Source organism: Gramella sp. KN1008, from assembly GCF_004332155.1.
In the GTDB taxonomy this organism is placed as follows: domain Bacteria; phylum Bacteroidota; class Bacteroidia; order Flavobacteriales; family Flavobacteriaceae; genus Christiangramia.
In genome coordinates this window covers 398155-420422 of sequence record NZ_SJDV01000001.1, presented here as the reverse complement: position 1 = coordinate 420422, position 22268 = coordinate 398155, and the positions used below count along the sequence as shown (strand labels likewise).

At 41.5% G+C, this 22268-nt stretch carries 23 protein-coding genes; 14 read left to right on the top strand and 9 right to left on the bottom strand.

Translation table 11 applies throughout. The features are described 5' to 3' along the window. Positions 1-103: 103 nt before the first annotated feature. The 6 genes from EZJ28_RS02025 (at position 104) to EZJ28_RS02000 (ending at position 4694) form a co-directional block, all read left to right on the top strand. Positions 104-1081 (top strand): M23 family metallopeptidase, encoded by a 978-nt coding sequence (locus tag EZJ28_RS02025; RefSeq protein WP_131394338.1) that lies wholly within the window; start codon positions 104-106, stop codon positions 1079-1081. Beyond that, complete coding sequence (locus EZJ28_RS02020; RefSeq protein WP_131394336.1) at positions 1081-1410, top strand: MerR family transcriptional regulator; 330 nt, start codon at positions 1081-1083, stop codon at positions 1408-1410. The genes EZJ28_RS02025 and EZJ28_RS02020 overlap by 1 nt, the downstream gene beginning before the upstream one ends. Position 1411: 1 nt before the next feature. Beyond that, positions 1412-2008: a LemA family protein gene (locus tag EZJ28_RS02015; protein WP_131394335.1), complete on the top strand. Its 597-nt coding sequence runs from the start codon at positions 1412-1414 to the stop codon at positions 2006-2008. Positions 2009-2011: 3 nt separating this feature from the next. Continuing rightward, positions 2012-2458 (top strand): TPM domain-containing protein, encoded by a 447-nt coding sequence (locus EZJ28_RS02010; RefSeq protein WP_131394333.1) that lies wholly within the window; start codon positions 2012-2014, stop codon positions 2456-2458. After that, complete coding sequence (locus tag EZJ28_RS02005; RefSeq protein WP_131394331.1) at positions 2412-3248, top strand: YgcG family protein; 837 nt, start codon at positions 2412-2414, stop codon at positions 3246-3248. The genes EZJ28_RS02010 and EZJ28_RS02005 overlap by 47 nt, the downstream gene beginning before the upstream one ends. Before the next feature lie 213 nt (positions 3249-3461). Continuing rightward, a complete protein-coding gene (locus tag EZJ28_RS02000; RefSeq protein WP_131394329.1) occupies positions 3462-4694 on the top strand; it encodes an alpha/beta hydrolase-fold protein in 1233 nt (410 codons plus the stop codon). Between the two features lie 114 nt (positions 4695-4808). On the opposite strand, the gene clpX is transcribed toward EZJ28_RS02000, so the two are convergent. The 8 genes from clpX to EZJ28_RS01960 all read right to left on the bottom strand — a co-directional run bounded on the left by clpX (position 4809) and on the right by EZJ28_RS01960 (position 13132). After that, positions 4809-6041: an ATP-dependent Clp protease ATP-binding subunit ClpX gene (gene clpX / locus EZJ28_RS01995; protein WP_131394327.1), complete on the bottom strand. Its 1233-nt coding sequence runs from the start codon at positions 6039-6041 to the stop codon at positions 4809-4811. Positions 6042-6091: 50 nt separating this feature from the next. Beyond that, positions 6092-6769 carry an ATP-dependent Clp endopeptidase proteolytic subunit ClpP gene (gene clpP, locus EZJ28_RS01990; RefSeq protein WP_131394325.1) on the bottom strand — a complete coding sequence of 226 codons (678 nt, stop codon included), beginning with the start codon at positions 6767-6769 and terminating at the stop codon, positions 6092-6094. 102 nt (positions 6770-6871) lie between these two features. Beyond that, entirely contained in the window at positions 6872-8194 is a 1323-nt protein-coding gene (tig, locus tag EZJ28_RS01985) for a trigger factor (RefSeq protein ID WP_131394323.1), read from the bottom strand. 86 nt (positions 8195-8280) lie between these two features. After that, entirely contained in the window at positions 8281-8622 is a 342-nt protein-coding gene (locus EZJ28_RS01980) for a phage holin family protein (RefSeq protein ID WP_131394321.1), read from the bottom strand. An 85-nt stretch (positions 8623-8707) separates the two neighbouring features. Continuing rightward, positions 8708-10273, bottom strand: a complete 1566-nt coding sequence (locus EZJ28_RS01975) for a G-D-S-L family lipolytic protein (protein WP_131394319.1) — start codon at positions 10271-10273, stop codon at positions 8708-8710. Between the two features lie 8 nt (positions 10274-10281). Then, positions 10282-11532, bottom strand: coding sequence for an OmpP1/FadL family transporter (locus tag EZJ28_RS01970; protein ID WP_131394317.1), 1251 nt, complete (start codon positions 11530-11532; stop codon positions 10282-10284). A 121-nt stretch (positions 11533-11653) separates the two neighbouring features. Continuing rightward, on the bottom strand, positions 11654-12415 hold the full coding sequence (locus tag EZJ28_RS01965) for an alpha/beta fold hydrolase (RefSeq protein ID WP_131394315.1): 762 nt from the start codon (positions 12413-12415) through the stop codon (positions 11654-11656). A gap of 3 nt (positions 12416-12418) precedes the next feature. After that, positions 12419-13132: a pyridoxine 5'-phosphate synthase gene (locus EZJ28_RS01960; protein WP_131394313.1), complete on the bottom strand. Its 714-nt coding sequence runs from the start codon at positions 13130-13132 to the stop codon at positions 12419-12421. Between the two features lie 88 nt (positions 13133-13220). Here EZJ28_RS01960 and EZJ28_RS01955 point away from each other — a divergent pair, with 88 nt between their 5' ends. From EZJ28_RS01955 to murI, 8 genes are all read left to right on the top strand, one after another. Then, positions 13221-13877, top strand: coding sequence for a CBS domain-containing protein (locus tag EZJ28_RS01955; protein ID WP_131394311.1), 657 nt, complete (start codon positions 13221-13223; stop codon positions 13875-13877). 3 nt (positions 13878-13880) lie between these two features. Beyond that, positions 13881-14765, top strand: coding sequence for an NAD kinase (locus EZJ28_RS01950; protein WP_131394309.1), 885 nt, complete (start codon positions 13881-13883; stop codon positions 14763-14765). A 100-nt stretch (positions 14766-14865) separates the two neighbouring features. Then, positions 14866-15564 (top strand): DUF6089 family protein, encoded by a 699-nt coding sequence (locus EZJ28_RS01945; protein WP_131394307.1) that lies wholly within the window; start codon positions 14866-14868, stop codon positions 15562-15564. Then, positions 15565-16305, top strand: coding sequence for an isoprenyl transferase (locus EZJ28_RS01940; RefSeq protein WP_131394305.1), 741 nt, complete (start codon positions 15565-15567; stop codon positions 16303-16305). 7 nt (positions 16306-16312) lie between these two features. Further along, the gene (gene bamA, locus EZJ28_RS01935) at positions 16313-18940 is read left to right on the top strand and encodes an outer membrane protein assembly factor BamA (RefSeq protein WP_242670048.1); all 2628 of its coding nucleotides are present in this window, start codon (positions 16313-16315) and stop codon (positions 18938-18940) included. 32 nt (positions 18941-18972) lie between these two features. Further along, a complete protein-coding gene (locus tag EZJ28_RS01930; protein ID WP_131394301.1) occupies positions 18973-19782 on the top strand; it encodes an OmpH family outer membrane protein in 810 nt (269 codons plus the stop codon). Positions 19783-19814: 32 nt separating this feature from the next. Then, positions 19815-20324 carry an OmpH family outer membrane protein gene (locus EZJ28_RS01925; RefSeq protein ID WP_131394299.1) on the top strand — a complete coding sequence of 170 codons (510 nt, stop codon included), beginning with the start codon at positions 19815-19817 and terminating at the stop codon, positions 20322-20324. Between the two features lie 69 nt (positions 20325-20393). Beyond that, positions 20394-21185: a glutamate racemase gene (gene murI, locus EZJ28_RS01920; protein ID WP_131394297.1), complete on the top strand. Its 792-nt coding sequence runs from the start codon at positions 20394-20396 to the stop codon at positions 21183-21185. Here murI and EZJ28_RS01915 read toward each other — a convergent pair. Continuing rightward, positions 21182-22225, bottom strand: coding sequence for a type IX secretion system membrane protein PorP/SprF (locus tag EZJ28_RS01915; RefSeq protein WP_131394295.1), 1044 nt, complete (start codon positions 22223-22225; stop codon positions 21182-21184). The two genes, murI and EZJ28_RS01915, sit on opposite strands and share 4 nt — an antisense overlap. Positions 22226-22268 lie beyond the last annotated feature (43 nt).

Here is a 22268-nt window from a genome sequence, read left to right as displayed (position 1 = left end):
ATTATGAAGACGGCAAAACAATTACTATATTTGTTCGTTAACCGTACAAGATTGCACGGTTTTTGAGCCGTTTCGAGACGCAAAAATAGCATAAATTTAACTCATGTCGAAGGTTAAATATTATTACGATAGTGAGACCCTTTCCTATAAGAAGATCGAGCAAAAGAAAGGCCGTCGCTTAGGCATTATTTTACTTGGTATCACCGGCTCCTTTTTAGGCGGGTTCATTCTGCTAATGGTCTATCTGAATATTCCAGAAATTGAGACTCCAAAAGAAAAAGCACTAAAGCGTGAGCTTAAGAATATGGAATTGCAGTACGGCCTGCTCAACAAGAAAATGGACCAGATACAGGACGTGATGGCGAATATTGAAGATCGCGATAACAGTATCTACCGTCTGTATTTTGAGGCCAACCCGATTCCTGATGAGCAAAGAATGGCCGGATTTGGAGGGATTAACCGTTATAAAGACCTCGAAGGTTTTGACAACAGTAAGCTTATCATTGAGACCACCAAAAGGATGGACATCCTGACAAAACGTTTGGTAGTACAATCTAAATCTCTGGATGAAATCGCAGAACTGGCAAAGGAAAAGGGCAACTTACTCTCTGCAATACCAGCCATACAACCCGTCAATAATGAAGATCTTAGCAGGATCGCTTCTGGTTACGGCTGGCGAAACGATCCTTTTACCAAAGTAAAGAAATTCCATTACGGGATGGACTTTACCGCTCCAAGAGGAACTCCGGTTTATGCCACGGGAGATGGCAGGGTGGTAAGAGCAGATAGCCGTTCTACCGGGTATGGAAACCACATCAGGATAGATCATGGCTATGGCTACACAAGTCTTTATGCACATTTATATAAATATAATGTAAGAAGGGGACAGAGAGTGAAAAGAGGGGATGTGATAGGTTTTGTTGGAAGTACGGGACGTTCGGAAGCTCCTCACCTTCATTATGAAATATTCAAGGATGATAAAAGGATCAATCCTATAAACTTCTATTATGGCAACCTCTCCCCGGAAGAGTTTGGCAAAGTGCTCGAAAGAGCCCAACGAGAAAATCAATCGCTTGATTAATGCACATCAATCTACCAGACAAACGTTACTACAGCATTGGCGAAGTGGCTGATGCATTTGATGTGAATACGTCACTTATCAGATTCTGGGAGAAGGAATTCGATGTGATCAAGCCGAAGAAAAATGCCAAAGGCAATAGAAAATTCACTCCGGAAGACATTAAGAACCTTGAATTAATCTATCACCTGGTAAAAGAACGGGGCTTTACTCTGGAAGGAGCAAAGACCCATCTTAAAGAAGAAAAACATAAAACACTCAGCAACTTTGAAATTATTCGTAAGCTGGAAAGTGTAAAAGCAGAACTAATCAACCTTAAAAATCAACTGTAATATGAAAAAGTGGTTAATTCCTTTAATAATTATCGTTATTGGCGTGGTCGTGATCTGGAAGTTCACTGCAGGATTCAATAATACAGCAGTGGCAAAAGAAGAAAATGCCAAGCTGGCCTGGTCTAACGTGGAGTCTTCGTATCAAAGACGGAATGACCTTATTGGTAATCTTGTAAAAACCGTTGAAGGCGCTGCCGATTTTGAAAGGGGAACATTAACCGATGTGATAGAGGCAAGAGCAAAGGCGACCTCGGTAAATGTGGATGCCGATAATCTAAGCGCTGCCCAGATACAGCAATTCCAGGAGGCCCAGCAGGGAGTCACCTCTGCCCTTTCACGACTGCTTGTAACAGTTGAAAGATATCCAGATCTGAAGGCAAACCAGAATTTCCTTCAGCTACAGTCCCAGCTGGAGGGAACCGAAAACAGGATAAACGTGGCCCGTGACCGCTTTAATGAAGCAGTTACCGACTATAATACTTATATTAGAGTATTCCCGAATAATATTTTTGCCGGAATGTTCGGATTTGAAAGAATGGAGCGTTTCCAGGCCGATGCAGGAGCTGAAGACGCCCCTGATGTGGAATTCGATTTTTAAGCCATGGGACAGGATGCAGACAAAGGCTTTCTATCAAAAAAAGAAGAAGCCGAAATCGTAGACGCGATCAGGAAAGCCGAAATGAAGACATCGGGTGAGATTCGTGTTCACCTGGAGCGAAGTACAGAAAGCAAGGACATCTTTGAAAGAGCCATGGAAGTTTTCCATATGCTAAAAATGGACAACACCAAACAGGACAATGGAGTGCTTATCTATGTGGCCATTGAGGATCGTAATTTTGTGATCTATGGCGACAAGGGAATCAATGATGTAGTACCGGATGACTTCTGGGAAAGCACTAAAGATCTTATTGTCTCTCATTTCAAAAAAGGCCATTTTAAAGAAGGTCTTGTACAAGGTGTCTTAAAAGCAGGAGAACAGCTTCAGAAGCATTTCCCCTGGAATGAAGGGGATACCAACGAATTATCTGATCAAATCTCAAAAGCATAGGCTTATCAAACGAATTATTTTCTTACTGGCCCTTTTTACAGCGTTCAATACCATCGCGCAACGGGATATTCCAGAAAAACCTTCAGAGCAGACAAGTGTTTATGATGACGCAGGGATGCTATCTTCTACCGACGAGAAGAGACTGTCCCAAAAGCTTATCAACTACGCCGATACTACTTCAACGCAGATCGTTATAGTGACGATCCAATCCCTTGAAGGCGAATATGAAGGCACCTATGCAGCCCATTGGGCCCACGAATGGGGAATAGGCCAGAGTGAAAAGGATAATGGTCTACTGATCCTTGTTGCTGAAAAAGAAAGGAAAATCTGGATCACTACCGGTTACGGCCTGGAAGAGTATATGACCGATGCCAAAACCAAAGAGATCATCGAACTTATCATACTTCCCGAATTCAGAAACGGCGATATCTATGCCGGCCTGAATAAGGGAACAACAGCAATTTTTCAGGTTCTGAATGGAACCTTTCAAGGTGCCCCGGGCCGAAAATCGGGAAGCGGGGGACTTCCTATACGCTCGATCATCGTCTTTATAATCTTTATAGTTATCATCATCTCCATGTTCAATAAAAGAGGCGGTGGCCGCGGCGGAAGAGGTCGTGGACGCAGTGTACTTTGGGATGCCATTATTTTAAGCTCTCTGGGCCGCGGAAGTTTTGGCGGTGGTGGATTTGGCGGAAGTTCCGGTGGCGGATTCGGCGGTGGCGGAGGCTTTGGAGGAGGCTTCGGTGGTGGCGGATTTGGCGGTGGCGGTGCCGGAGGAAGCTGGTAGGCACGTTTTCCAGTGAGCAGTGAAGAGCATGGAGTTTAATTCCATGAGATCTGAAGTTCTTCTATCAGCCAAACCCATTCTTTCCAAATTATAATATTCTTATTTTCAGGGAAATTCCCCTGTCTTAATCATTGTTTAAGCATTAATTTTAAAATGCCGACAATATCTTATAGCGAATAATTTGCGCCGCTATAAAAAGCTTAATAATAAAAGATGAGAATAAATGTCATATTTTTCCTCCTATTTCTGGGAGTCAGCAGCGCCTGGGCGCAAGAACGAAAACCAATAGAGATTGGGTTCACTGAAACCATTCATTCTGAAATACTGGACGAAGACCGGGAATATTATGTTCATCTGCCGGATGAAGTGCTAAACAATTCCACTTCCAACCAAAATTATCCCGTCGCTTACGTATTGGATGGTGAAAGTTTTTTTATTCCGTTTGTCGGACATGTAAAAAGTTTGTCCTCCCCTGCACATATGCTCATTCCAAAAATGATCGTGATCGGGATCCCAAACACAAATCGCTGGATAGACCTCTCTCCTACAAAAACTCAACCAGACCTTCCATACTTGACCGAGGCAATGGCCAATGTGGGCGGCGGTGGAGATAAGTTTCTGGATTTTATCCAGAAAGAACTAATTCCACAGATCGAGAAAGAATACCCTGTCTTATCTCATCGTCTACTTGTAGGGCATTCCCTCGGTGGATTGCTTGCTCTACATACTTTTATAAATAGAACCAATTTATTTGATGATTACCTGGTGCTTGATCCTTCCGTTTGGTGGAATGACCAGTATCTCATAAAGCAATTTGAAGAGACCGCTATGGACAGCCGGTTCAATAATAAATCACTCTATGTAGCGAATGCTAATTACATAACTGGCTATGAAAGAAAAAAGGGAGGTGAGGCAGAGGATTATCCAGAAGGATCTATGGAAGCCAAGGAAAAATTAACAGGTATCCTTCGGAATCGATTTGCAAATCGGGTAGCTTTAAAAATTAAAGATTACCCTGATGAGAACCATATAACAGTGGTACATATTGGTCAATATGATGGAATGCGATTCTTATACGATTATTTTAACCTTCCCACTTTTAGTCCTAGCTCCCTGCAGGATTTCAGAAATGGTTTTCTTAAGGATTACACTGAGCAATTTGATAACCTATCCTTACACATGGCCAGCGAAATTAAGCCTTATGAGGATCAGATCATGGGAATGGGCTCCTTCCTTATGTCCATGAACTTATATAAGGACGCTAAGGCACTTTTTGAAATGAATACACGTAATTTCCCTAATAGCTACCAGGCCTGGGAGGCACTGGGAGATTGTTACGCCTCCCAAGGCAAAATAGAAAAAGCAAGAGAGACTTATAGACATGCTTTAACCTTGAATGGCAACTCACGTGCAGCTGAAAAACTCCGGGCATTAGATGGCAAATAAGGATTTGGAAAACAGTAGAATTCAACTACAGAGTCTAAAGATCTCAAATAAAAAAAGTCCTCAAAATTTTGAGGACTTTTTTATTGTTTCTGATGAACGTAGCTTAAAGCTTTTTTAAGACACCGCTTTCAGCTTACTCATCGTTGATTTGTTCAATTTATCTTCAGCATATTCCCGCGTAACGGTGAAATCATCTTCTTCACTTTCGGGAAGCTCGAACATGGCGTCTGTTAATATCGCTTCACATAACGAACGCAATCCACGTGCACCCAGTTTATATTCTACCGCTTTATCAACTATATAATCCAATGCCTCTTCACTGATATCGAATTCGATATCATCCATTTCAAACAGCTTCTTATATTGCTTTATAATCGCATTTTTTGGTTCGGTAAGAATAGCCCGCAAGGTAGACCTGTCCAGTGGGTTCATATAAGTAAGAGCCGGCAATCTACCGATGATCTCGGGTATTAGCCCAAATTCCTTAAGGTCTTTTGGGATGATATACTTTAACAGGTTAGTGCGTTCAATGGTTTCTTCGCTCTTTGAAGCACTGAAGCCAACAGCCTGCATATTAAGTCGCTTACTAATGATCCTTTCTATTCCGTCAAAAGCTCCTCCGGCAATAAAAAGGATATTTTCAGTATTCACCTCAATAAATTTCTGATCGGGATGTTTACGCCCTCCTTTTGGCGGTACATTTACCGTAGTCCCCTCAAGAAGTTTCAACAATGCCTGCTGAACTCCTTCACCTGAAACATCACGGGTAATGGACGGGTTATCACTTTTACGTGCGATCTTATCTATCTCATCGATAAACACTATTCCACGCTGAGCTTTTTCGGTATTATAGTCGGCTGCCTGAAGTAATCTGGTCAGAATACCTTCTACATCCTCTCCCACATATCCAGCTTCAGTAAGAACCGTCGCGTCAACTATAGCAAGAGGTACATTCAGCATCTTTGCAATGGTTCTTGCCATCAGGGTTTTCCCGGTTCCGGTCTCCCCTACCATCACAATATTACTTTTCTGGATCTCTACATCATCCTCGCTATCCGGCTGCAACAATCTCTTATAATGATTATAAACAGCAACAGACATCACTTTCTTAGTTTCTTCCTGACCTATGATATATTCATCCAGGAAAGCCTTAATAGTTTTGGGCTTACTAAGCATCAAATCTGATGAAAGCTCTCTTGCCTCACCCTGCCTGGATTCCTCCACTACAATACCATGAGCCTGCTCTATACATCTGTCACAGATATGAGCATCCAGTCCGGCAATGAGCAGATTGGTTTCAGGCTTCTTTCTTCCACAAAAGGAACATTCTAAATCTTCTTTCGCCATTGTCAATTTTTTCTCTAATTAGCCTTAATGTAAAAAAAGTAATTTACAATTTAACCTTCTCGCTTTAAAACTTCATCAATCATACCATATTCTTTGGCCTTTTCAGCTTTCATCCAGTAATCGCGATCACTGTCTTCGTGCACCCTCTCATAGGTCTGGCCTGTATGTTTGGCGATGATCTTATATAGTTCTTCTTTTAAAGTTATGATTTCTCTGGCAGTAATTTCAATATCACTGGCCTGTCCCTGGGCACCTCCCATTGGCTGATGTATCATCACCCTGCAGTGAGGAAGTCCGCTTCTTTTGCCTTTTTCACCGGCACAAAGCAAAACAGCTCCCATGGAAGCAGCCATACCCGTACATATAGTAGCCACATCAGGTTTTATGAACTGCATGGTATCATAGATCCCTAAACCTGCATAAACACTACCTCCCGGTGAGTTTATATAGATCTGGATATCCTTGGAAGCATCGGTACTTTCCAGAAACAGCAACTGTGCCTGAACAATATTCGCTACCTGATCGTTAATCCCTGTTCCGAGAAAAATGATCCTGTCCATCATCAATCTTGAGAACACATCCATTGCCACAGCATTCATCTGGCGTTCTTCAATGATATTCGGGGTCATGCCCATTGGCACCATGCTACTTATAATCTTATCGTAATAATTGCTGTTGATGTTATGATCTGAGACAGCATACTTTCGAAATTCCTTTCCGTAGTCCATCAATTTTTTAATATTTTTTTATTATAACCCTTGTCAAGCCAAAAAAGGCGTTATCCCAATCGAGTTAACGCCTTAAAGATAGATAATATATCGTAAAAAGGCTTACTTATAGATAGCTTTCACAAATTCTTCGTAAGTAACCTCTTTTTCTTCAAATTTCATATTCTCCTTATAGAAATCCAGAAGTTTTTCATTCATCAATTGCTCTGACAATCTCTTCACCTCGTCCTGGTTAGAAAGAATTCTCGCAGCAATATCGTCTAGTTCTTTTTGAGAAGGATCTGTCTGACCAAACTGAGCCATTTGCTGTTTGATCTTATCGGTAGTGAAGGCTTTAAGATCTTCAAAATCTACATTAAGGTCATTATCGTTAACCACTTTCCCTTCGATCAACTGATAACGAAGTCCTTTTTCGCTCTTCTCGTACTCTTCCTTAGCTTCCTCTTCGGTAAGGGGTTTTTCACCCACTGTCTGGATCCATTTCTGAAGAAATTCCTTCGGCAATTCAAATTTCGTGTTCTCGATAAGCGCTTCAGTAATATCGTTCATTAATTGCTGATCGCTCTGCTGCTGAAATTGCTTGGCAGCATCTTCCTTGATCTTTTCCTTAAGTTCTGTAACCGATTTCACTTTATCCTTTCCGAAAAGCTTATCGAACAATTCCTGATCCAGATCTGCAAGTTCTCTTTCGTTGATCTCTGAAATGGTGAACTCTACTTCGATATCAAGATCGTGAGCCTTATCGTGATCTATCTTAAGGTGATTGATCAAAGCATGATCATCTTCAAAAAGGTTTTTGGTCTTCAGAGTGATGGTATCACCAGGCTTGGCACCCACAAACTTGTTAAGGTTGCGTTTCCCCTTAATGTTCTCAAGTTCTATGGTAGATTCGTTCTCAATACCTTCCTCTTCATTCTTGAATGTACCGGTTACAGAATCACCTTCTTCAGCTACATCCTTACTCTTAAGTTTTCCATACTGCTTCTGGATATTCTCTACCTGATCGTTCACCATCTTCTCATCGGCCACGATGTTGTATTTGGTCACAGGCTTCTTAAGGTCCAGGTTCACTTCAAATTCCGGAGCAAGCCCCAATTCGAATTCGAAGCTGTAATTATCATTATCCCAGTCAAAATTCTCCTGCTCCTTTGGAATAGGGTTACCAAGAACATCTAGTTTTTCTTCGGTTAGATACTTGTTAAGGCTATCCTGAAGCAATTTGTTCACCTCATCTACGAGCACAGCCTTACCATATTGTTTCTTGACCATTCCCATAGGCACGTGACCTTTTCTGAAACCGGGAATATTGGCATTCTTACGGTAATCCTTTAAAATCTTCTCTACTTTACCGGCATAATCTTCTTTAGCGATATCAACTTTAACTACCGCATTTAATTCATCAATATTCTCTCTGGTAATATTCATTTTGATCTGTTATAAAAAATTGGAGTGCAAAATTACATTTTTTTCAAAAGCCTGCAAAGTTTCAAATTATTGAAATTCAGTTAAATCTAATCTGATTTAAGAATCGAGAAAAGTATTGACTGAATGATGGATAATAAAAGACTAAAAATTATGGCTATAAGCCAGCCATCCACATCAAAGCCGGAGACAAATCCGTCTGCTATAAAAATGATGATTGCATTTATAATCAGAAGAAAAAGCCCCAGGGTCAAAATAGTGACGGGGAGGGTAAGCAAAACCAGGATTGGCTTCACAATAAGGTTTAGAATAGCAAGAACTACGGCCACGATAATGGCGGTCCAGTAACTATCTACACTCACACCGGGTAATAATTTAGCCAGAATTACAACGGCAAGTGCGGTGAGCAGAAGTCGAAGTATAAAATTCATAATTTTTGGTATTGGTTATTAGTAAAGTTGCAAAAAAAAGACCGGGAAAAACCCGGCCTTTCTAAATTTTATATCAAATTTAATATTATTGAACGTTCTGATCCAGAGTCACAGTTCCATAATCCCCAATGTTTGCCTTAGGCAATTTAGCTCCATAAGTAGCATTTATTTCATCGATGATTGCGTTGGCAATTACTGCCGAACCACGTGGAGTTTGGTGAACTCCGTCAAGAGAATAAGCACCTCCTTGAACGAAAGTTGAAGTGAGTACACCCCCGTCAAAGGCTATACCTTCAGAATCAAGCTTTGCAACTAATGCGTTGGCATCAACAAAACCTAAGCCCAAAGCATCTGCAGTACTTTTGATAGCTTCATTATATGCAGCGGTAGCTGTTCTAATATTTTGAATTTCTTCAGAATCCAAAGCATCCTCATCGGCTATTCCACTAACAGCACCAAAAAGCGTTTGAACCTGCTCCGGAGTTGGCTGACCACCAGACTGTAAAACAGCAAGTACAGCTCCCACCTCCTGGGTGAGCACCACTGATCCATATCCCTGTCTTAAAGCCGCCTGGTCTATTGGCAATAATAGCAATTCCTCTTCTGTCATTTGCCTAAACCCAAGAGGATTTGTTGGGCTAGCCGGCACCTCGATTAAGAATCTGTTAGCCCCTTCACTGAATTGTATAGCATATTGCGATGCTAGAGCCTGGGCCTGTGCAGGAGTTACATTAGGATCCTGCATAAGAACCTGGGCAAACACCCCTGCTACTGCCTGAAAGAAACTTGTAAGATTTGCAGCCGTACTAGCATCAAGTGCCAGGGCGTTATTAGGAATGGTAGTGAAATAAGGAACAGAAGTAATATCAGGAATATTCAATAACACTCCATCTGCAGTTTCAGCCAAAGGCTCAACAATTTGCCTGTAGACCATGGAAAATGCAATAGGATTAGTTATATCATTTGGACCATATTCTGTAACATCAGTATTATCTATCTGATAAGTACCTACTCCACCTGATGTAGCATAACCAAGCACATCATTATTACCTATCCATAAGGTAAAGAAAGTAGGATCCTGAGCTAAGGCATCAGCAAGCACAGAAGTATTATCTGAAGTCGCAAATCTCGCAAAATAAGCATTCGAAGATGGAGGATCAGTTTGAAGTCCAGCAATGCTTCCATACCCCTCAGCTAATAAATGATAGGATTTCGCTCCAGGTACCGCCATATTATTGAACGGGCCTTGTAGTTTATTTGTCACTTCGGTAGTTGGTTCAGCATTAAGCCTTCCCGGAAGGGGACCAGTTGCACCTACAGAAAGAACATAACGTGGCTCTGCAATCTTAGTACCTCCCAGCAAAAGTCCTCCGATATTATCATTTGCCAAAGGCTGAGTAAAACCGTTTGTTTCCTGAGCAAGGGCAAATTTTTGTGCAAGGATATTAGGATAGGAGTTTTCCTGGCCAGTAATATAAAGAGCACCATCTGCATAACCTGCTGTAAGAGAGTTCCCCAGGGCTACGTAGTTAGAAAAATCGGCTTCTCCGCTTGTATAAACGTCTGCATCTTCGATTGAATTTTCCAATTCCGGCTCACAGGAAACAATTCCCAGTGCCAGAATCGCCATATATTTAAAATAGTTCTTCATCTCTCTAATTAAATTTTAATTGTTACACCAAGACCAGGAATAAATGCACTTGATTTATAGGTTCCTTCAAAAGGTACATTCTGTTCATTTTCCTGATAATAATCGTAAGACTCATTAATCTCCTCAAAACGGCTGTAAAGGAAGGAAGCGTCTATCGCAACCCTGTCGCTTACATTAACAGAAAGTCCTCCGGTAAAGTTATTGGAGTCGTTTCTAGGAGTCTCAGGAGCAAAATACCCTGACTGTACAGGCGACTCGTCAAAGTAGTAACCAGCTCTTAGCGTAAATGTTTCATTAGCCGTATACTGAAGTCCGAACCTGTAGATCGAAGCATCTTTATAATTCCTTGGATTATTTGAATCCGGGATATTAGGATTTCCAAAATCCACATCCAGCGATTCATATACATCCCAGAAAGTACGGTTATAATCAAAGGCGAATAGCCATTTCTCGTTCAACTGATAGGAAACACCTACCGTTAATTCTGCCGGCAATGGCAATTCAGCGTCAAAAGTAGTATCCTGGAAAGGAGTTAAAGGAGAATTAGGAACGTTCTCAAAATCGGCATCCCCGTCCTGCGCATCTACAATGATCTCGGAGCGGTAATTAACCCCTATTCGCAAACTGTCAACAGGGCTCCACATAGCTCCGGCAGACCATCCCCAGGCACTAACACCAGAGGCATCAAGTGTAACATTGGTTCTGTTTCCTTCCAGATCTGTAAGGGTTCTGTTAAGGTTTCTGTTAAAATTAACCGAACCACTTACGTAGATAGGACCACCTCCAATAGAGAGATTATCGGTAATCTTATAGGAACCAAGGGCCTGAACATAAATAGCCGCCAGCTCAATATCGTTCACCAGGTGAGATCCTGCCCAGTCTTTCTCCCAGGCAACAGAACTACCGTATGGAGTATAGGCTGCAAGTCCAACACTGAACTTCTCACTTAATTTATAAGAGAAATAAGCATAAAATGGGGTACCAACAGGGCTATCGGTTCGAGCCATCTGGCCGTATTCTTCGTTTTGCCAAACAACATCTGAGAATACCGCACTTACCCCCACAGCAGCGTTTATACGGTCTTCAAGGAAAACCAGTCCGGCAGGATTAAAGAAGGCCAGTTCAGCATTATTTACCACAGCAACTCCGGTGTGTCCCATAGCCAGGGATCGCTGCCCCTGCAAACTCACCCTGTAACCACCGGCGTAGGTAATGGCCGTAGCCAAAACAAAAAGGCCAAGTAGAAATAGTCTTTTCATAATTTAAATAGGATTATATTTTGTAAGTCATAAAATGTTAGCGCCAAAAATAGCATAAAATAGAGATTGCGCAACAAAATGAGCACATTTCTTATGCATACATAATAAATTTAGAAAGATTTTAAACAAATCGGAGGACACGGTCGTAAAACACCTTCATATTTTCAGCGTGCACCCAGTGACCGGCGTCTTTAATTTCAGCAATTTCAGCACGAGGGAATTGCCTTTTGATCGCAGCATGATCTTCAGCGGTAATGTAATCTGAATTTTCTCCTTTTATGAAAATAGTGTCACCTTCAAAACTCTTATCCTCAGGCAACGCCACTCCTACATTTTCAATGTTAACCTTAAGAGAATCGAGGTTAAGTTTTAATGCCAGCTGCTCTTTAGTTTTCCAGTAAAGATTCTTCAAAAGGAAAAGTCTTACTCCGGTTTCGGATATATATTCCTTCAGGAAATCCTCAGCCTCTCCGCGGGAAGTGAGCTTAGCTTCATCAAGTGCCGTAAGTCCCTCAAGTATCTTTTGATGATGAGGCGCGTAGTATTTAGGCGCGATATCCACTACTATCAGTTTTTCTACCAGGCCTTCATTATCGCATGCAGTAAGCATCGCAGTCTTTCCTCCCATGGAATGACCAAGTAAAATGATATCCTTTAAATTATGTGAATCACAATAATCTTTAACATCCTGTGCCATCAGCTCATAAGAGAACTCATCACTATGCGGACTCTTACCATGATTTCTCTGATCTATAAGATGGACCTGAAAACCATCTTTTGCAAATTGCTTTCCTAAAGTCTTCCAGTTATCGCTCATCCCCAGGAAGCCATGCAGTATTAGAAACGGCCTTCCTTCTCCAAGGATCACAGAGTGTAATTCCATATTTTATTTTAATAGTTTCAAATATTTTTCGATAGTTTTTTCCAGGCCAAGGTAAAGAGCTTCAGAGATGAGCGCATGTCCAATCGATACTTCCGCAAGATGAGGGACACTGGCACTGAAGTATTTTATATTTTTTAAAGACAGATCGTGACCGGCATTCACCTCCAGCCCCAGCACATGGGCAAGTTTCGAGCATTCAGTATAAGGTATAACGGCATCAAAGTCCCCTTTGGAATAACCTACCGCAAAACTTTCTGTATATAGTTCGATACGATCTGTACCGGTTTTTGCCGCACCTTCTATCATTTTTATATCCGGATCTACAAAAATGGAAGTACGAATACCATTTGATTTAAATTCAGAGATCACCTCTTCGAGATACTCCCTGTGCATCAAGGTATCCCATCCTGAATTGGAGGTAATGGCATCTTCGGCATCGGGAACAAGGGTCACCTGCGCAGGTTTCGCCTCCAGCACAAGATCTATAAATTGCTGTATCGGCTTACCTTCAATATTGAATTCGGTAGTAAGTACCGGTTTCAATTCCTTTACATCCTTATAACGAATATGCCTCTCATCTGGCCTTGGGTGCACCGTGATCCCCTGAGCTCCAAACGATTCAATGTTCTTTGCAGCTTCCACTACATTGGGCACATCTCCTCCACGCGCATTCCTAAGTGTGGCAATTTTGTTGATATTTACGCTTAATTTGGTCATTTTTACTTCATTTAATTAACAAAAATACAAAGAGCAGTCTGCTTCAATGAATATAATTTTGATTAATTTGCGGAAAAGGAGCTGAGTCATGAGTTTGAAAGAACATATACTGAACGATGTAGAGATATTGAAGCTTTCGGAAAAAGTTGGAGACATCCAGAAGCTTTTCAATCAGTTGACCTATACTCATCTTCCGGTGGAGGATAACGGAATCTATGTGGGCTGTGTGTCAGAGAATGATATCAGATGTTTTGAAAATGAGAAAACACTGGATGACTACCGTTATGCTCTTGAAGGCTTTTATGTAAGGGAGAACAATTACTGGCTGGACAGCCTGGAAGCCTTTGCGCAGAACAACTCGAACATTCTGCCTGTCCTGGATGATGAAAATAAATACCTGGGCTATGTTGAACTTAATGAGATGATCTCGCTGTTCAAGGAGACACCTTTTTTACACGAGCCCGGTAACATCCTTATAATAGAAAAGGCTTTTAAGGATTTTACCTTTGGAGAAATCAGTCAGATCGTGGAATCCCATAATGCGCACCTGTTAGGGTCGTTTGTCTCAAAGATCGAAGACGATATGGCAGAGATCACTCTAAAGATCACACCTTCCGGTATGAATGAGATCATTCAGTCCTTCAGAAGATATGGCTATATTATCATATCTGAACATCAGGAAGACACTTTCAACAAAAACCTTAAAGACCGCTCCAAATATCTGGACAAATATCTGAACATTTAATCTATGAAAATAGGCATCTACGGTCAATTCTATCATCCAAACGCCGCACAATATATAGGCCAGTTACTTGAACTGCTAAACGAAAGAAACGTAGAAGTACTTATAGAAAAGGATTTTCTGGAACTTATTCACAGTAATAAGACCATTGATAAGGATTATGAGCATTTTACGGCCTTTGAGGAACTGGACAACTCCTTTGAACTATTCTTTTGCATAGGTGGTGACGGCACCATTCTCAAATCGATAAATTATATAAGGAACCTGAATATCCCAATCGTAGGGATTAATACCGGAAGACTGGGCTTTCTGGCCACAATTCAGAAAGAACAGATCAAAAGTACGCTGGATGATATACTCGAAAAGAATTTTAGTATCTCCCCACGTTCTGTACTAACTCTAAAGACCAGTCCCAGGAATTTTGAGCCTGTTTTTTCCCATATTGCCCTGAATGAGATTGCCGTTAGCCGTAAGAACACCACATCTATGATCACGGTAGACACCTGGCTGGACGACCAGTACCTTACCTCTTACTGGGCAGACGGATTGATAATTTCCACCCCAACGGGTTCTACCGGCTACTCTCTTAGCTGTGGTGGACCAGTGATCACACCGGATGCCGACTCCCTTGTGATTACCCCAATAGCCCCGCATAATTTGAATGCAAGACCTCTGGTAATCAAAGACCACACTACCATTAAGTTAAAGGTTTCAGGTCGGGAAAAAGAACATCTGGTTTCTATGGACTCTCGTATCGCCACCCTGGAGAACGATACAGAAATCCTGATAAAAAAAGCACCCTACACCATAAATTTTGTAGAACTACGGGAAGATAGTTTTTTGAACACTCTTCGAAAAAAACTGCTATGGGGTGAAGACAAGCGCAACTAAGCAATAAAAGCTTCCAAAAAGTGTTTATACCTATGTACAAATCTGCTCAAATTATTGCAGAGCAAACAGAATTGTTATATTTGCAAACTTTTGAAAACCTATGAGGTACATAATCGCATTTGTAGTGATGGCATTTTTTACAACAAGCACATACTCACAACAGGTTGAGGTAGGGGCTTTCGCCGGAGGTGCAAATTTTATCGGGGATGTTGGGCGTACCAATTATATTTTACCAAATACCCCGGTAGGAGGCCTCATAGCCAAATGGAACCGAAGTACCAGGCACGCCTTAAGGCTTACACTGCTGTACGCCCAGATCTCTGCCGACGATACCAAGTCTCATGATACCAGAAGACAGCAACGCGGGTATTCTTTTGAGAATACCATTGCTGAAGCCTCATTAGGTATAGAATTCAATTTTTGGGAATATGACCTATCAGAGGCATTACCGCAAACTTCGCCTTACCTTTATACCGGCGTAACCTATTTTAGAGCTGATCATGTCTGGCTAAAGAACGGGAGAGGTGGTAACCTGGTAAACCAGGGAACCAACTGGTCTTTCGCGATCCCCATGATCATGGGATACAAGGAAGCCGTTACTGAAAATATTATCGCTGCATTTGAAATTGGAGCGAGATATACTTTTACCGATAACCTGGACGGAAGCTGGCCCGAAGAATATCTGGACAGAAGAGATCCCGACAGAGAATTCGGTAACCGAAATACTAACGACTGGTATATGTTTACCGGTTTAACTTTAACCTTTACCTTTGGGCGCAAGCCTTGTTATTGCTTTTAAATGAATTATAAAGACAATATAAATCCTGATAAACTCCCAGCCCATATAGCGATCATCATGGACGGGAACGGCCGTTGGGCTAAAAAGAAAGGTTTGCTCAGGGCTTCGGGACACGAAGAAGGCACCAAAGCTGTACGTGATGTGGTTGAGGGTAGTGCCGAACTTGGAGTGAAAAACCTTACCCTTTACGCGTTTTCTACCGAAAACTGGAACAGACCCAAATTAGAGGTAGACACACTTATGAGGTTACTGGTCTCCTCCTTGAAAAAGGAAATAAAGACCCTAATGGATAACGACATTAGACTTAACTCTATTGGAAATCTTTCTAACCTCCCAAAGAAAGCCCGAAGAGAGTTACTGGACGTTATAGACAGGACCTCAGGTAATTCCCGAATGGTTTTAACCCTTGCTCTTAGTTATGGCAGCAGGGAAGAAATTACAAATTGTGTAAGACAAATAACCGATAAAGTAAAAAGTGGAGAATTAAATCCTGATGCAGTTGATGAATCGGTTATAAATGAGCATCTTTACACCCGAAATTTGCCAGACGTGGATCTTTTGATCCGTACCAGTGGCGAACAGCGCATTAGCAATTTCCTTTTATGGCAAATTGCCTATGCCGAATTGTATTTTACAACAATTTTATGGCCGGATTTTAGAAGAAATGATCTTTTTGAAGCCATATACAACTATCAAAACAGAGAAAGAAGATTTGGAAAAACAAGTGAGCAACTCAGTTAGTGCATCCATGACAAGAAAGATATTTACACTCTTTGCGATTTGTTTCATATTCAGTATAGCTGCAAAAGCACAGGACCTACCCCTCGGAGATTCAAAAAAATATATCATTGGCGATATTAAGGTCACAGGCACCACAACCTATAACGAAAGCACTGTAATAGCCTATACAGGCCTCAAAGAAGGCGATGAAATATATATACCCGGTGACAGGCTAAGCTCTGTGATCAAAAAGTTATGGGAACTCGACCTTTTTAGTGATATCAATTTTTATATCACCAATGTGGAGGACAATGTAGCCGATCTTGAGCTGGAGATAAAAGAGGTCCCCGTCTTAAAGGAAGTGAGGTTCACAGGTTTAAAGAAAAAGGGACAGCGCGATGAGCTCATTGAGGAAAACAATCTGAAACCTGGGGTCAAGGTGACCGAAAACCTCATTACAACTACTAAAAATTATATAGAAAATAAATACCGGAAAGAAGGTTATTTCAACACAAAAGTAGCCGTCAGGACTTCTGAAGCTACCGATACTACAGGCACCGCTACCAACCAGGTAAATATGGTTGTGGACGTCAACAAAGGAGATCGTGTGAAGATCTCGGATATCGAATTTACCGGCAATGAGAAACTCTCTGACGCTAAGTTGAGACGGAACATGAAGAACACAAAACAGAAGAATCTGTTCAGGTTCTGGAAAAGGTCAAAATTCGTTAGAGCCGATTATCAGGAAGACAAGGAAGCCGTAATAGACAAGTATAAGGAAGAGGGATACAGGGATGCCAGGATCATTTCTGACAGTCTTGTTAAAAAAGATGAAGAAACAATTGCCCTGGAACTCAAAATTGAAGAAGGAAACCAATATTATATTGGCGATATAAATTTCCTTGGGAATTCTGCCTATAGCGATGAGATGTTAGACAGAGTGCTCGGACTCAAAAAAGGAGATGTCTATAATGGTGTTCTTATCGAAGAACGTGTACAGGGTAGAGAACCCAATAAAACATCGGTTGCCAACCTGTACCAGAACAATGGTTATCTCTTTTCAAACATAGATCTTGTTGAAACTAATGTTTATAATGACACTATAGATTTCGAGGTAAGGATCGTTGAAGGCAAAGAAGCATATTTTGATGAAATAAGAGTTACCGGAAACGAAAAAACAAAAGACCATGTGATATACCGGGAAATGAGAACAAAACCCGGCCAGAAATACAGTCAGGAAGCAGTAGTTGCTACAGTTCGTGAACTTGGACAGTTAGGTTTCTTTGATGCCGAACAGCTGGAACCAAAATTTGTTGAGCCCAACCCTCAAACTGGAACTCTTAGCCTCGAATATCCTGTGGTGGAGTCCGGTTCCAGCCAGATAGAACTTCAGGGAGGTTATGGTGGCGGAGGCTTTATAGGAACTCTGGGATTATCTTTTAACAACTTCTCGATCCAGGGACTTTTTGATAAGGAAGCCTATGACCCTATCCCAATGGGAGACGGCCAGACACTGTCCCTGAGAGCTCAGGCCAGCACCTTTTATCAAACTTACAGCCTCTCTTTCAGAGAGCCATGGCTTGGAGGGAAAAGACCAGTGAGCCTTTCTACATCATTTAGCTATACAAGACAATTCCTTTTTGACTATATAAACAGGGAGGCCGACAAAAGCCGAAGCTTTGACATACTTGGTGTGAGCATAGGTCTGGCAAAAAGACTTACTTCACCAGACCAGTTCGTTACTATCTCTAACGCCATAGGTTTTCAGCGTTATGACCTTAACAACTATAATACAGGTCTATTCACATTTGGTGACGGATTCTCTAACAACCTTTATTACCAGTTAGGGATTACCAGGGACAATACTTATATCAACCCGATATTCCCTACCGGAGGTTCAAAATTTGCATTTACAGCCAAGCTGACTCCGCCATATTCATTATGGAACGGTGTGGATTATGCGAATCTTGAAAACCAGGATGAATATCAGTTAAGGAACGATGACGGAAATCTGGTTGATTACGAGGGGAACCGGGTAAGTCCAGACAATTCAGTTCCGGACACACAGAAGGTAGACCAAAAGAAATATAACTGGCTGGAATTTTATAAGATCAAATTCGCCGGAACCTGGTATACCAATCTTGCCAGCTTTGGACCGAGCAGTAATCTTGTACTTAGAACGCATGCCGAATATGGTTTCCTTGGAGCCTACAACAGTGCACGGGGAGTACCTCCATTTGAGCGTTTCTATGTTGGTGGTGACGGACTTGGAGCATACAGCCTTGATGGAAGGGAAACTATTCAGCTAAGAGGTTATCCGAACCAATCGGTAGTACCTATTGACAGACCGGCAAATGCCCGGGACGATGGAGCGGTTATTTATAACAAATACTCGCTGGAATTAAGATTCCCTATCACTTTGAAGCCGGCCGCGTCTATCTATGCTCTTTCATTTTTGGAGGCAGGTGCGTCTTATGACAATTTCAGGGATTATAATCCATTCCAGTTGAGCAGGTCTGCCGGTGTAGGATTACGTATATTTATGCCTACCTTCGGATTACTTGGAATAGATTTCGGATACGGATTTGACCCTATAGTAGGGCAACCGGGTCCAAATGGATGGGAAACACATTTTATCATTGGCCAGCAATTTTAATTTGGCATGATATTTTCTATATTCGGATTAAAATGAAAAAAAGAATATTTTCCATAGTAGCTATTGTCGCCATCAGCCTCACTACAGTGATGGCTCAGAAAAGTATAAGACTTGGATATATAGATATGGAATATATTCTGCAGAATGTTCCCGAATATCAGGAAGCGAATCAGCAACTTGAAAACCGCGTACAGGAATGGAAGGCTGAAGCTGAAGCCAAACTGAGAAAAGTGGCAGAAATGAGAACCAGGCTGGATAATGAAAGACCGCTTCTTACCAAGGAATTGATTGAAGAAAGAGAAGAAGAGATTTCTTATATGGAACAGCAGGCACTCGAATATCAGCAAAACCGATTTGGTCCCAACGGTGATTACATGATCCAGAAAAAACAACTGGTAAGACCAATCCAGGACCAGGTATTCACCGCGGTTCAGCAAATTGCCGAAAACCGAAACCTTGATTTTGTTTTTGACCGCACATCAGATATTGGAATGATATATGCAGACAAGCAATATGATGTAAGCGAACTGGTTCTAAGAACCATCAAAAGAACGGCGAACAGGCAACAGCTTGAGACCAAGGAGGAGATAAGCGAAATGGAACAAGCCGAGGAGCGAACTCCTGAACAGGAAGACGCGATCGAGGAAAGAGAAAAGCTGGTAGAGGAAAAAAAGAATGAACGTGAGGCATATATAGAAGCCAAAAAGAGAGAAAGAGATTCAATAAGAGCTGCCAAGCAAAAAGAATTTGAAGAAAGAAGACAAAAGATTCTTGCCGAGAGAGAAAGGAAAAGGGATTCCATCCTGAAGGCGAGAGAAAAGAAGAACGATACAATAAACTAAATTTTTAAACCTTAAACTTAACGACGATTAAAATGAAACAATTCAGAACACTTTTTATAGCTTTAGCTTTAATGATTGGCGCTACTGCTTTCACTAATGCACAATCTAAAGTTGCGCATATCGCTACCCAGGAGCTGGTACAATCATTACCGGAGTATAAAGGCGCGATGGATCAGCTTCAGAAACTGGAAAAAACTTATGATGCCGAAATAAAAGATATGTTATCTGAAGCTCAGAACACCATGCAGCGTTACGAAGCCGAAGCGAATACAAAGTCTGAGGAAGAGAACCAAAAGAGAGCTATGGAACTTCAGGCAGCTCAGCGAAGAATTCAGGAGCACAGTGCCAAGGCAAGACAGGATCTTCAGAAGAAAGAAAATGACCTGCTAAGACCTATTCTTGAAAAAGTGCGTACTGCTATCCAAAAAGTAGCCAGAGATAAAGGATATGACTATGTGCTGGATTCTACTACTGGTACAGGAGTACTTTTAGCTGACGGTTATGATCTTATGCCAGATGTAAAGAAAGAGTTAGGGCTGTAATTACAGACCAACATAAATAAACTTAAAAAACTGCGTACACTTGTACGCAGTTTTTATTTTTGTACCTATATGAGCAATTCCAGACCTATTGGTATTTTTGATTCGGGGGTGGGCGGCACCTCCATCTGGAAGGAGATCCATCAATTGTTGCCTCATGAGCAAACGATCTATCTTTCTGACAGCAGGAACGCCCCTTATGGTATTAAGCCCCAGGAAGAGATTATCAGTCTCTCCGTAAAGAATACCGAGAAGTTACTGGAAATGGGCGCTAAGATTATAGTAGTGGCCTGTAATACGGCAACTACCAATGCGATAAAAATACTAAGAGCTTCTTATGATATTCCCTTTATAGGAATAGAACCCGCGATCAAACCTGCCGCGCTTAAAAGCTCTAATAAGGCTGTTGGTATTCTTGCTACCCGGGGAACGCTTACCAGTGAACTTTTCGCCCAGACCTCAGAATTGTACACTCAGGACATCAATGTAATAGAGGTGGAAGGAAATGGCCTGGTAGAACTTATTGAAAGCGGAAAGAAGGAAGCACCAGAAACCCAGCGGCTTCTGGAAAAGCTTCTGGAACCAATGCTGAAGGCAAGAATAGATTATCTGGTGTTAGGCTGTAGCCATTACCCCTATCTTATTCCCCTGCTTAAAAAAATACTGCCAGATGATGTAAGCATCATAGATTCTGGAGAAGCTGTGGCCAGACAAACCAGAGCAGTACTCGAACAATACAATTTGTTGAATTCAAATGAAAATGCTAAAGCCCCGAGATTCTATACCAATGTAGATCCAAAGGTACTTTCAGATATTATCCGGGCTGAATCCAACCATTATGAAGTTTCTTTCCTGGAATTCTAATTATTGATGGCCGGACACTTACAGTCGTAGCGTTCCCTACTTTCCCCGAAATTATATCCAAGTGTTATCTGATGAAAGCCGCTATTGCTTAACACAAGTGAGTTTAACTGATAACTGAAAGTATATCCAAATATAAATTTCTTGTAATCCATCCCTACAAAAGGAGTAATATATCGCAATTGCTGGTTCTTAACCTCCTCCCCGTCAATCGTATACTCAGCTCCTTCCAGACTGTTCCGGTAAGACAGGCCACCCCAAAGATCACCATACTCCAGTTCATAATAAGCCTTGAAATTCGCATCAACCGACATTTCGTTCGTAGCTTCTCTCACCTGGAACAAAACTGAAGGTTCAAAGCTCCAGGGATCATTCGGATTAAGCTCAAAAACATAACCGGCAGAAAAAAGATACTTCCGCATATTGCTCGGCACGGCATCAGAATAAAAGAGTTCACGGCTCACAGATAGTATGTTCTTGGCTGCCAGATGGAAATAAAGATCTCTTACGTAATAGGAAATTCCAAGATCCATATTCGCAAAGATATCGGCTGTATTATTTCCGAGTAGAGGATCGAATCTGGTAAATCCGCTTTCGTCAAGCCTGTGTTGAATAACTCCGGCACTGATCCCAAAAGACAACTGGTTAAGATCAGCAGTACTGCGGGAGAACATAAGATGATAAGCGAAGGTCCCATAAGCTCCCAGTTTAGAAAAATTCCCATTTTCATCCCGAAAAAGTATTCCCCCTACCCCTATCTTATCTCCTAATCTGGAATTGTAGGCCAGGGTCTGTAAGTTAGGAGCGTTCTCCACGTCGAACCACTGGCGTCTTGCCGTTAGTCTTAACTGGTCATAATTCGAGGCTCCCGCCATCGAAGGATGTATCAGGTAAAGATTGTCGGTGAGGTAATCTGAATAAGTAGGAATAACTTCCTGGGCTCTTATTGAACAAATATTCCAGAATATTACGAACAATAAAACCCCGACTGTTTTTTTTAAGTGTAAATGCCGCTGGCATTTAAATACGGACCTACTTTCCATAAAGCCAGTAAATATATGTAATAGCTTGTTTTTCTTTAGTATT

Excerpts from the sequence above, each read along its gene's own strand:
- clpP (WP_131394325.1), bottom strand. The coding sequence starts at position 6,769 with ATGGACTACGGAAAGGAATTTCGAAAGTATGCTGTCTCAGATCATAAC.
- EZJ28_RS01930 (WP_131394301.1), top strand. The coding sequence starts at position 18,973 with ATGAAAAAAAGAATATTTTCCATAGTAGCTATTGTCGCCATCAGCCTC.
- EZJ28_RS01975 (WP_131394319.1), bottom strand. The coding sequence starts at position 10,273 with ATGAAGAACTATTTTAAATATATGGCGATTCTGGCACTGGGAATTGTT.
- EZJ28_RS01965 (WP_131394315.1), bottom strand. The coding sequence starts at position 12,415 with ATGGAATTACACTCTGTGATCCTTGGAGAAGGAAGGCCGTTTCTAATA.
- EZJ28_RS01950 (WP_131394309.1), top strand. The coding sequence starts at position 13,881 with ATGAAAATAGGCATCTACGGTCAATTCTATCATCCAAACGCCGCACAA.
- EZJ28_RS02005 (WP_131394331.1), top strand. The coding sequence starts at position 2,412 with ATGAAGGGGATACCAACGAATTATCTGATCAAATCTCAAAAGCATAGG.
- EZJ28_RS01945 (WP_131394307.1), top strand. The coding sequence starts at position 14,866 with ATGAGGTACATAATCGCATTTGTAGTGATGGCATTTTTTACAACAAGC.
- EZJ28_RS01940 (WP_131394305.1), top strand. The coding sequence starts at position 15,565 with ATGAATTATAAAGACAATATAAATCCTGATAAACTCCCAGCCCATATA.
- EZJ28_RS01915 (WP_131394295.1), bottom strand. The coding sequence starts at position 22,225 with ATGGAAAGTAGGTCCGTATTTAAATGCCAGCGGCATTTACACTTAAAA.
- tig (WP_131394323.1), bottom strand. The coding sequence starts at position 8,194 with ATGAATATTACCAGAGAGAATATTGATGAATTAAATGCGGTAGTTAAA.
- murI (WP_131394297.1), top strand. The coding sequence starts at position 20,394 with ATGAGCAATTCCAGACCTATTGGTATTTTTGATTCGGGGGTGGGCGGC.
- EZJ28_RS02015 (WP_131394335.1), top strand. The coding sequence starts at position 1,412 with ATGAAAAAGTGGTTAATTCCTTTAATAATTATCGTTATTGGCGTGGTC.
- EZJ28_RS02000 (WP_131394329.1), top strand. The coding sequence starts at position 3,462 with ATGAGAATAAATGTCATATTTTTCCTCCTATTTCTGGGAGTCAGCAGC.
- EZJ28_RS01925 (WP_131394299.1), top strand. The coding sequence starts at position 19,815 with ATGAAACAATTCAGAACACTTTTTATAGCTTTAGCTTTAATGATTGGC.
- EZJ28_RS01980 (WP_131394321.1), bottom strand. The coding sequence starts at position 8,622 with ATGAATTTTATACTTCGACTTCTGCTCACCGCACTTGCCGTTGTAATT.
- EZJ28_RS02020 (WP_131394336.1), top strand. The coding sequence starts at position 1,081 with ATGCACATCAATCTACCAGACAAACGTTACTACAGCATTGGCGAAGTG.
- EZJ28_RS02010 (WP_131394333.1), top strand. The coding sequence starts at position 2,012 with ATGGGACAGGATGCAGACAAAGGCTTTCTATCAAAAAAAGAAGAAGCC.
- clpX (WP_131394327.1), bottom strand. The coding sequence starts at position 6,041 with ATGGCGAAAGAAGATTTAGAATGTTCCTTTTGTGGAAGAAAGAAGCCT.
- bamA (WP_242670048.1), top strand. The coding sequence starts at position 16,313 with ATGACAAGAAAGATATTTACACTCTTTGCGATTTGTTTCATATTCAGT.
- EZJ28_RS01960 (WP_131394313.1), bottom strand. The coding sequence starts at position 13,132 with ATGACCAAATTAAGCGTAAATATCAACAAAATTGCCACACTTAGGAAT.
- EZJ28_RS01955 (WP_131394311.1), top strand. The coding sequence starts at position 13,221 with ATGAGTTTGAAAGAACATATACTGAACGATGTAGAGATATTGAAGCTT.
- EZJ28_RS02025 (WP_131394338.1), top strand. The coding sequence starts at position 104 with ATGTCGAAGGTTAAATATTATTACGATAGTGAGACCCTTTCCTATAAG.
- EZJ28_RS01970 (WP_131394317.1), bottom strand. The coding sequence starts at position 11,532 with ATGAAAAGACTATTTCTACTTGGCCTTTTTGTTTTGGCTACGGCCATT.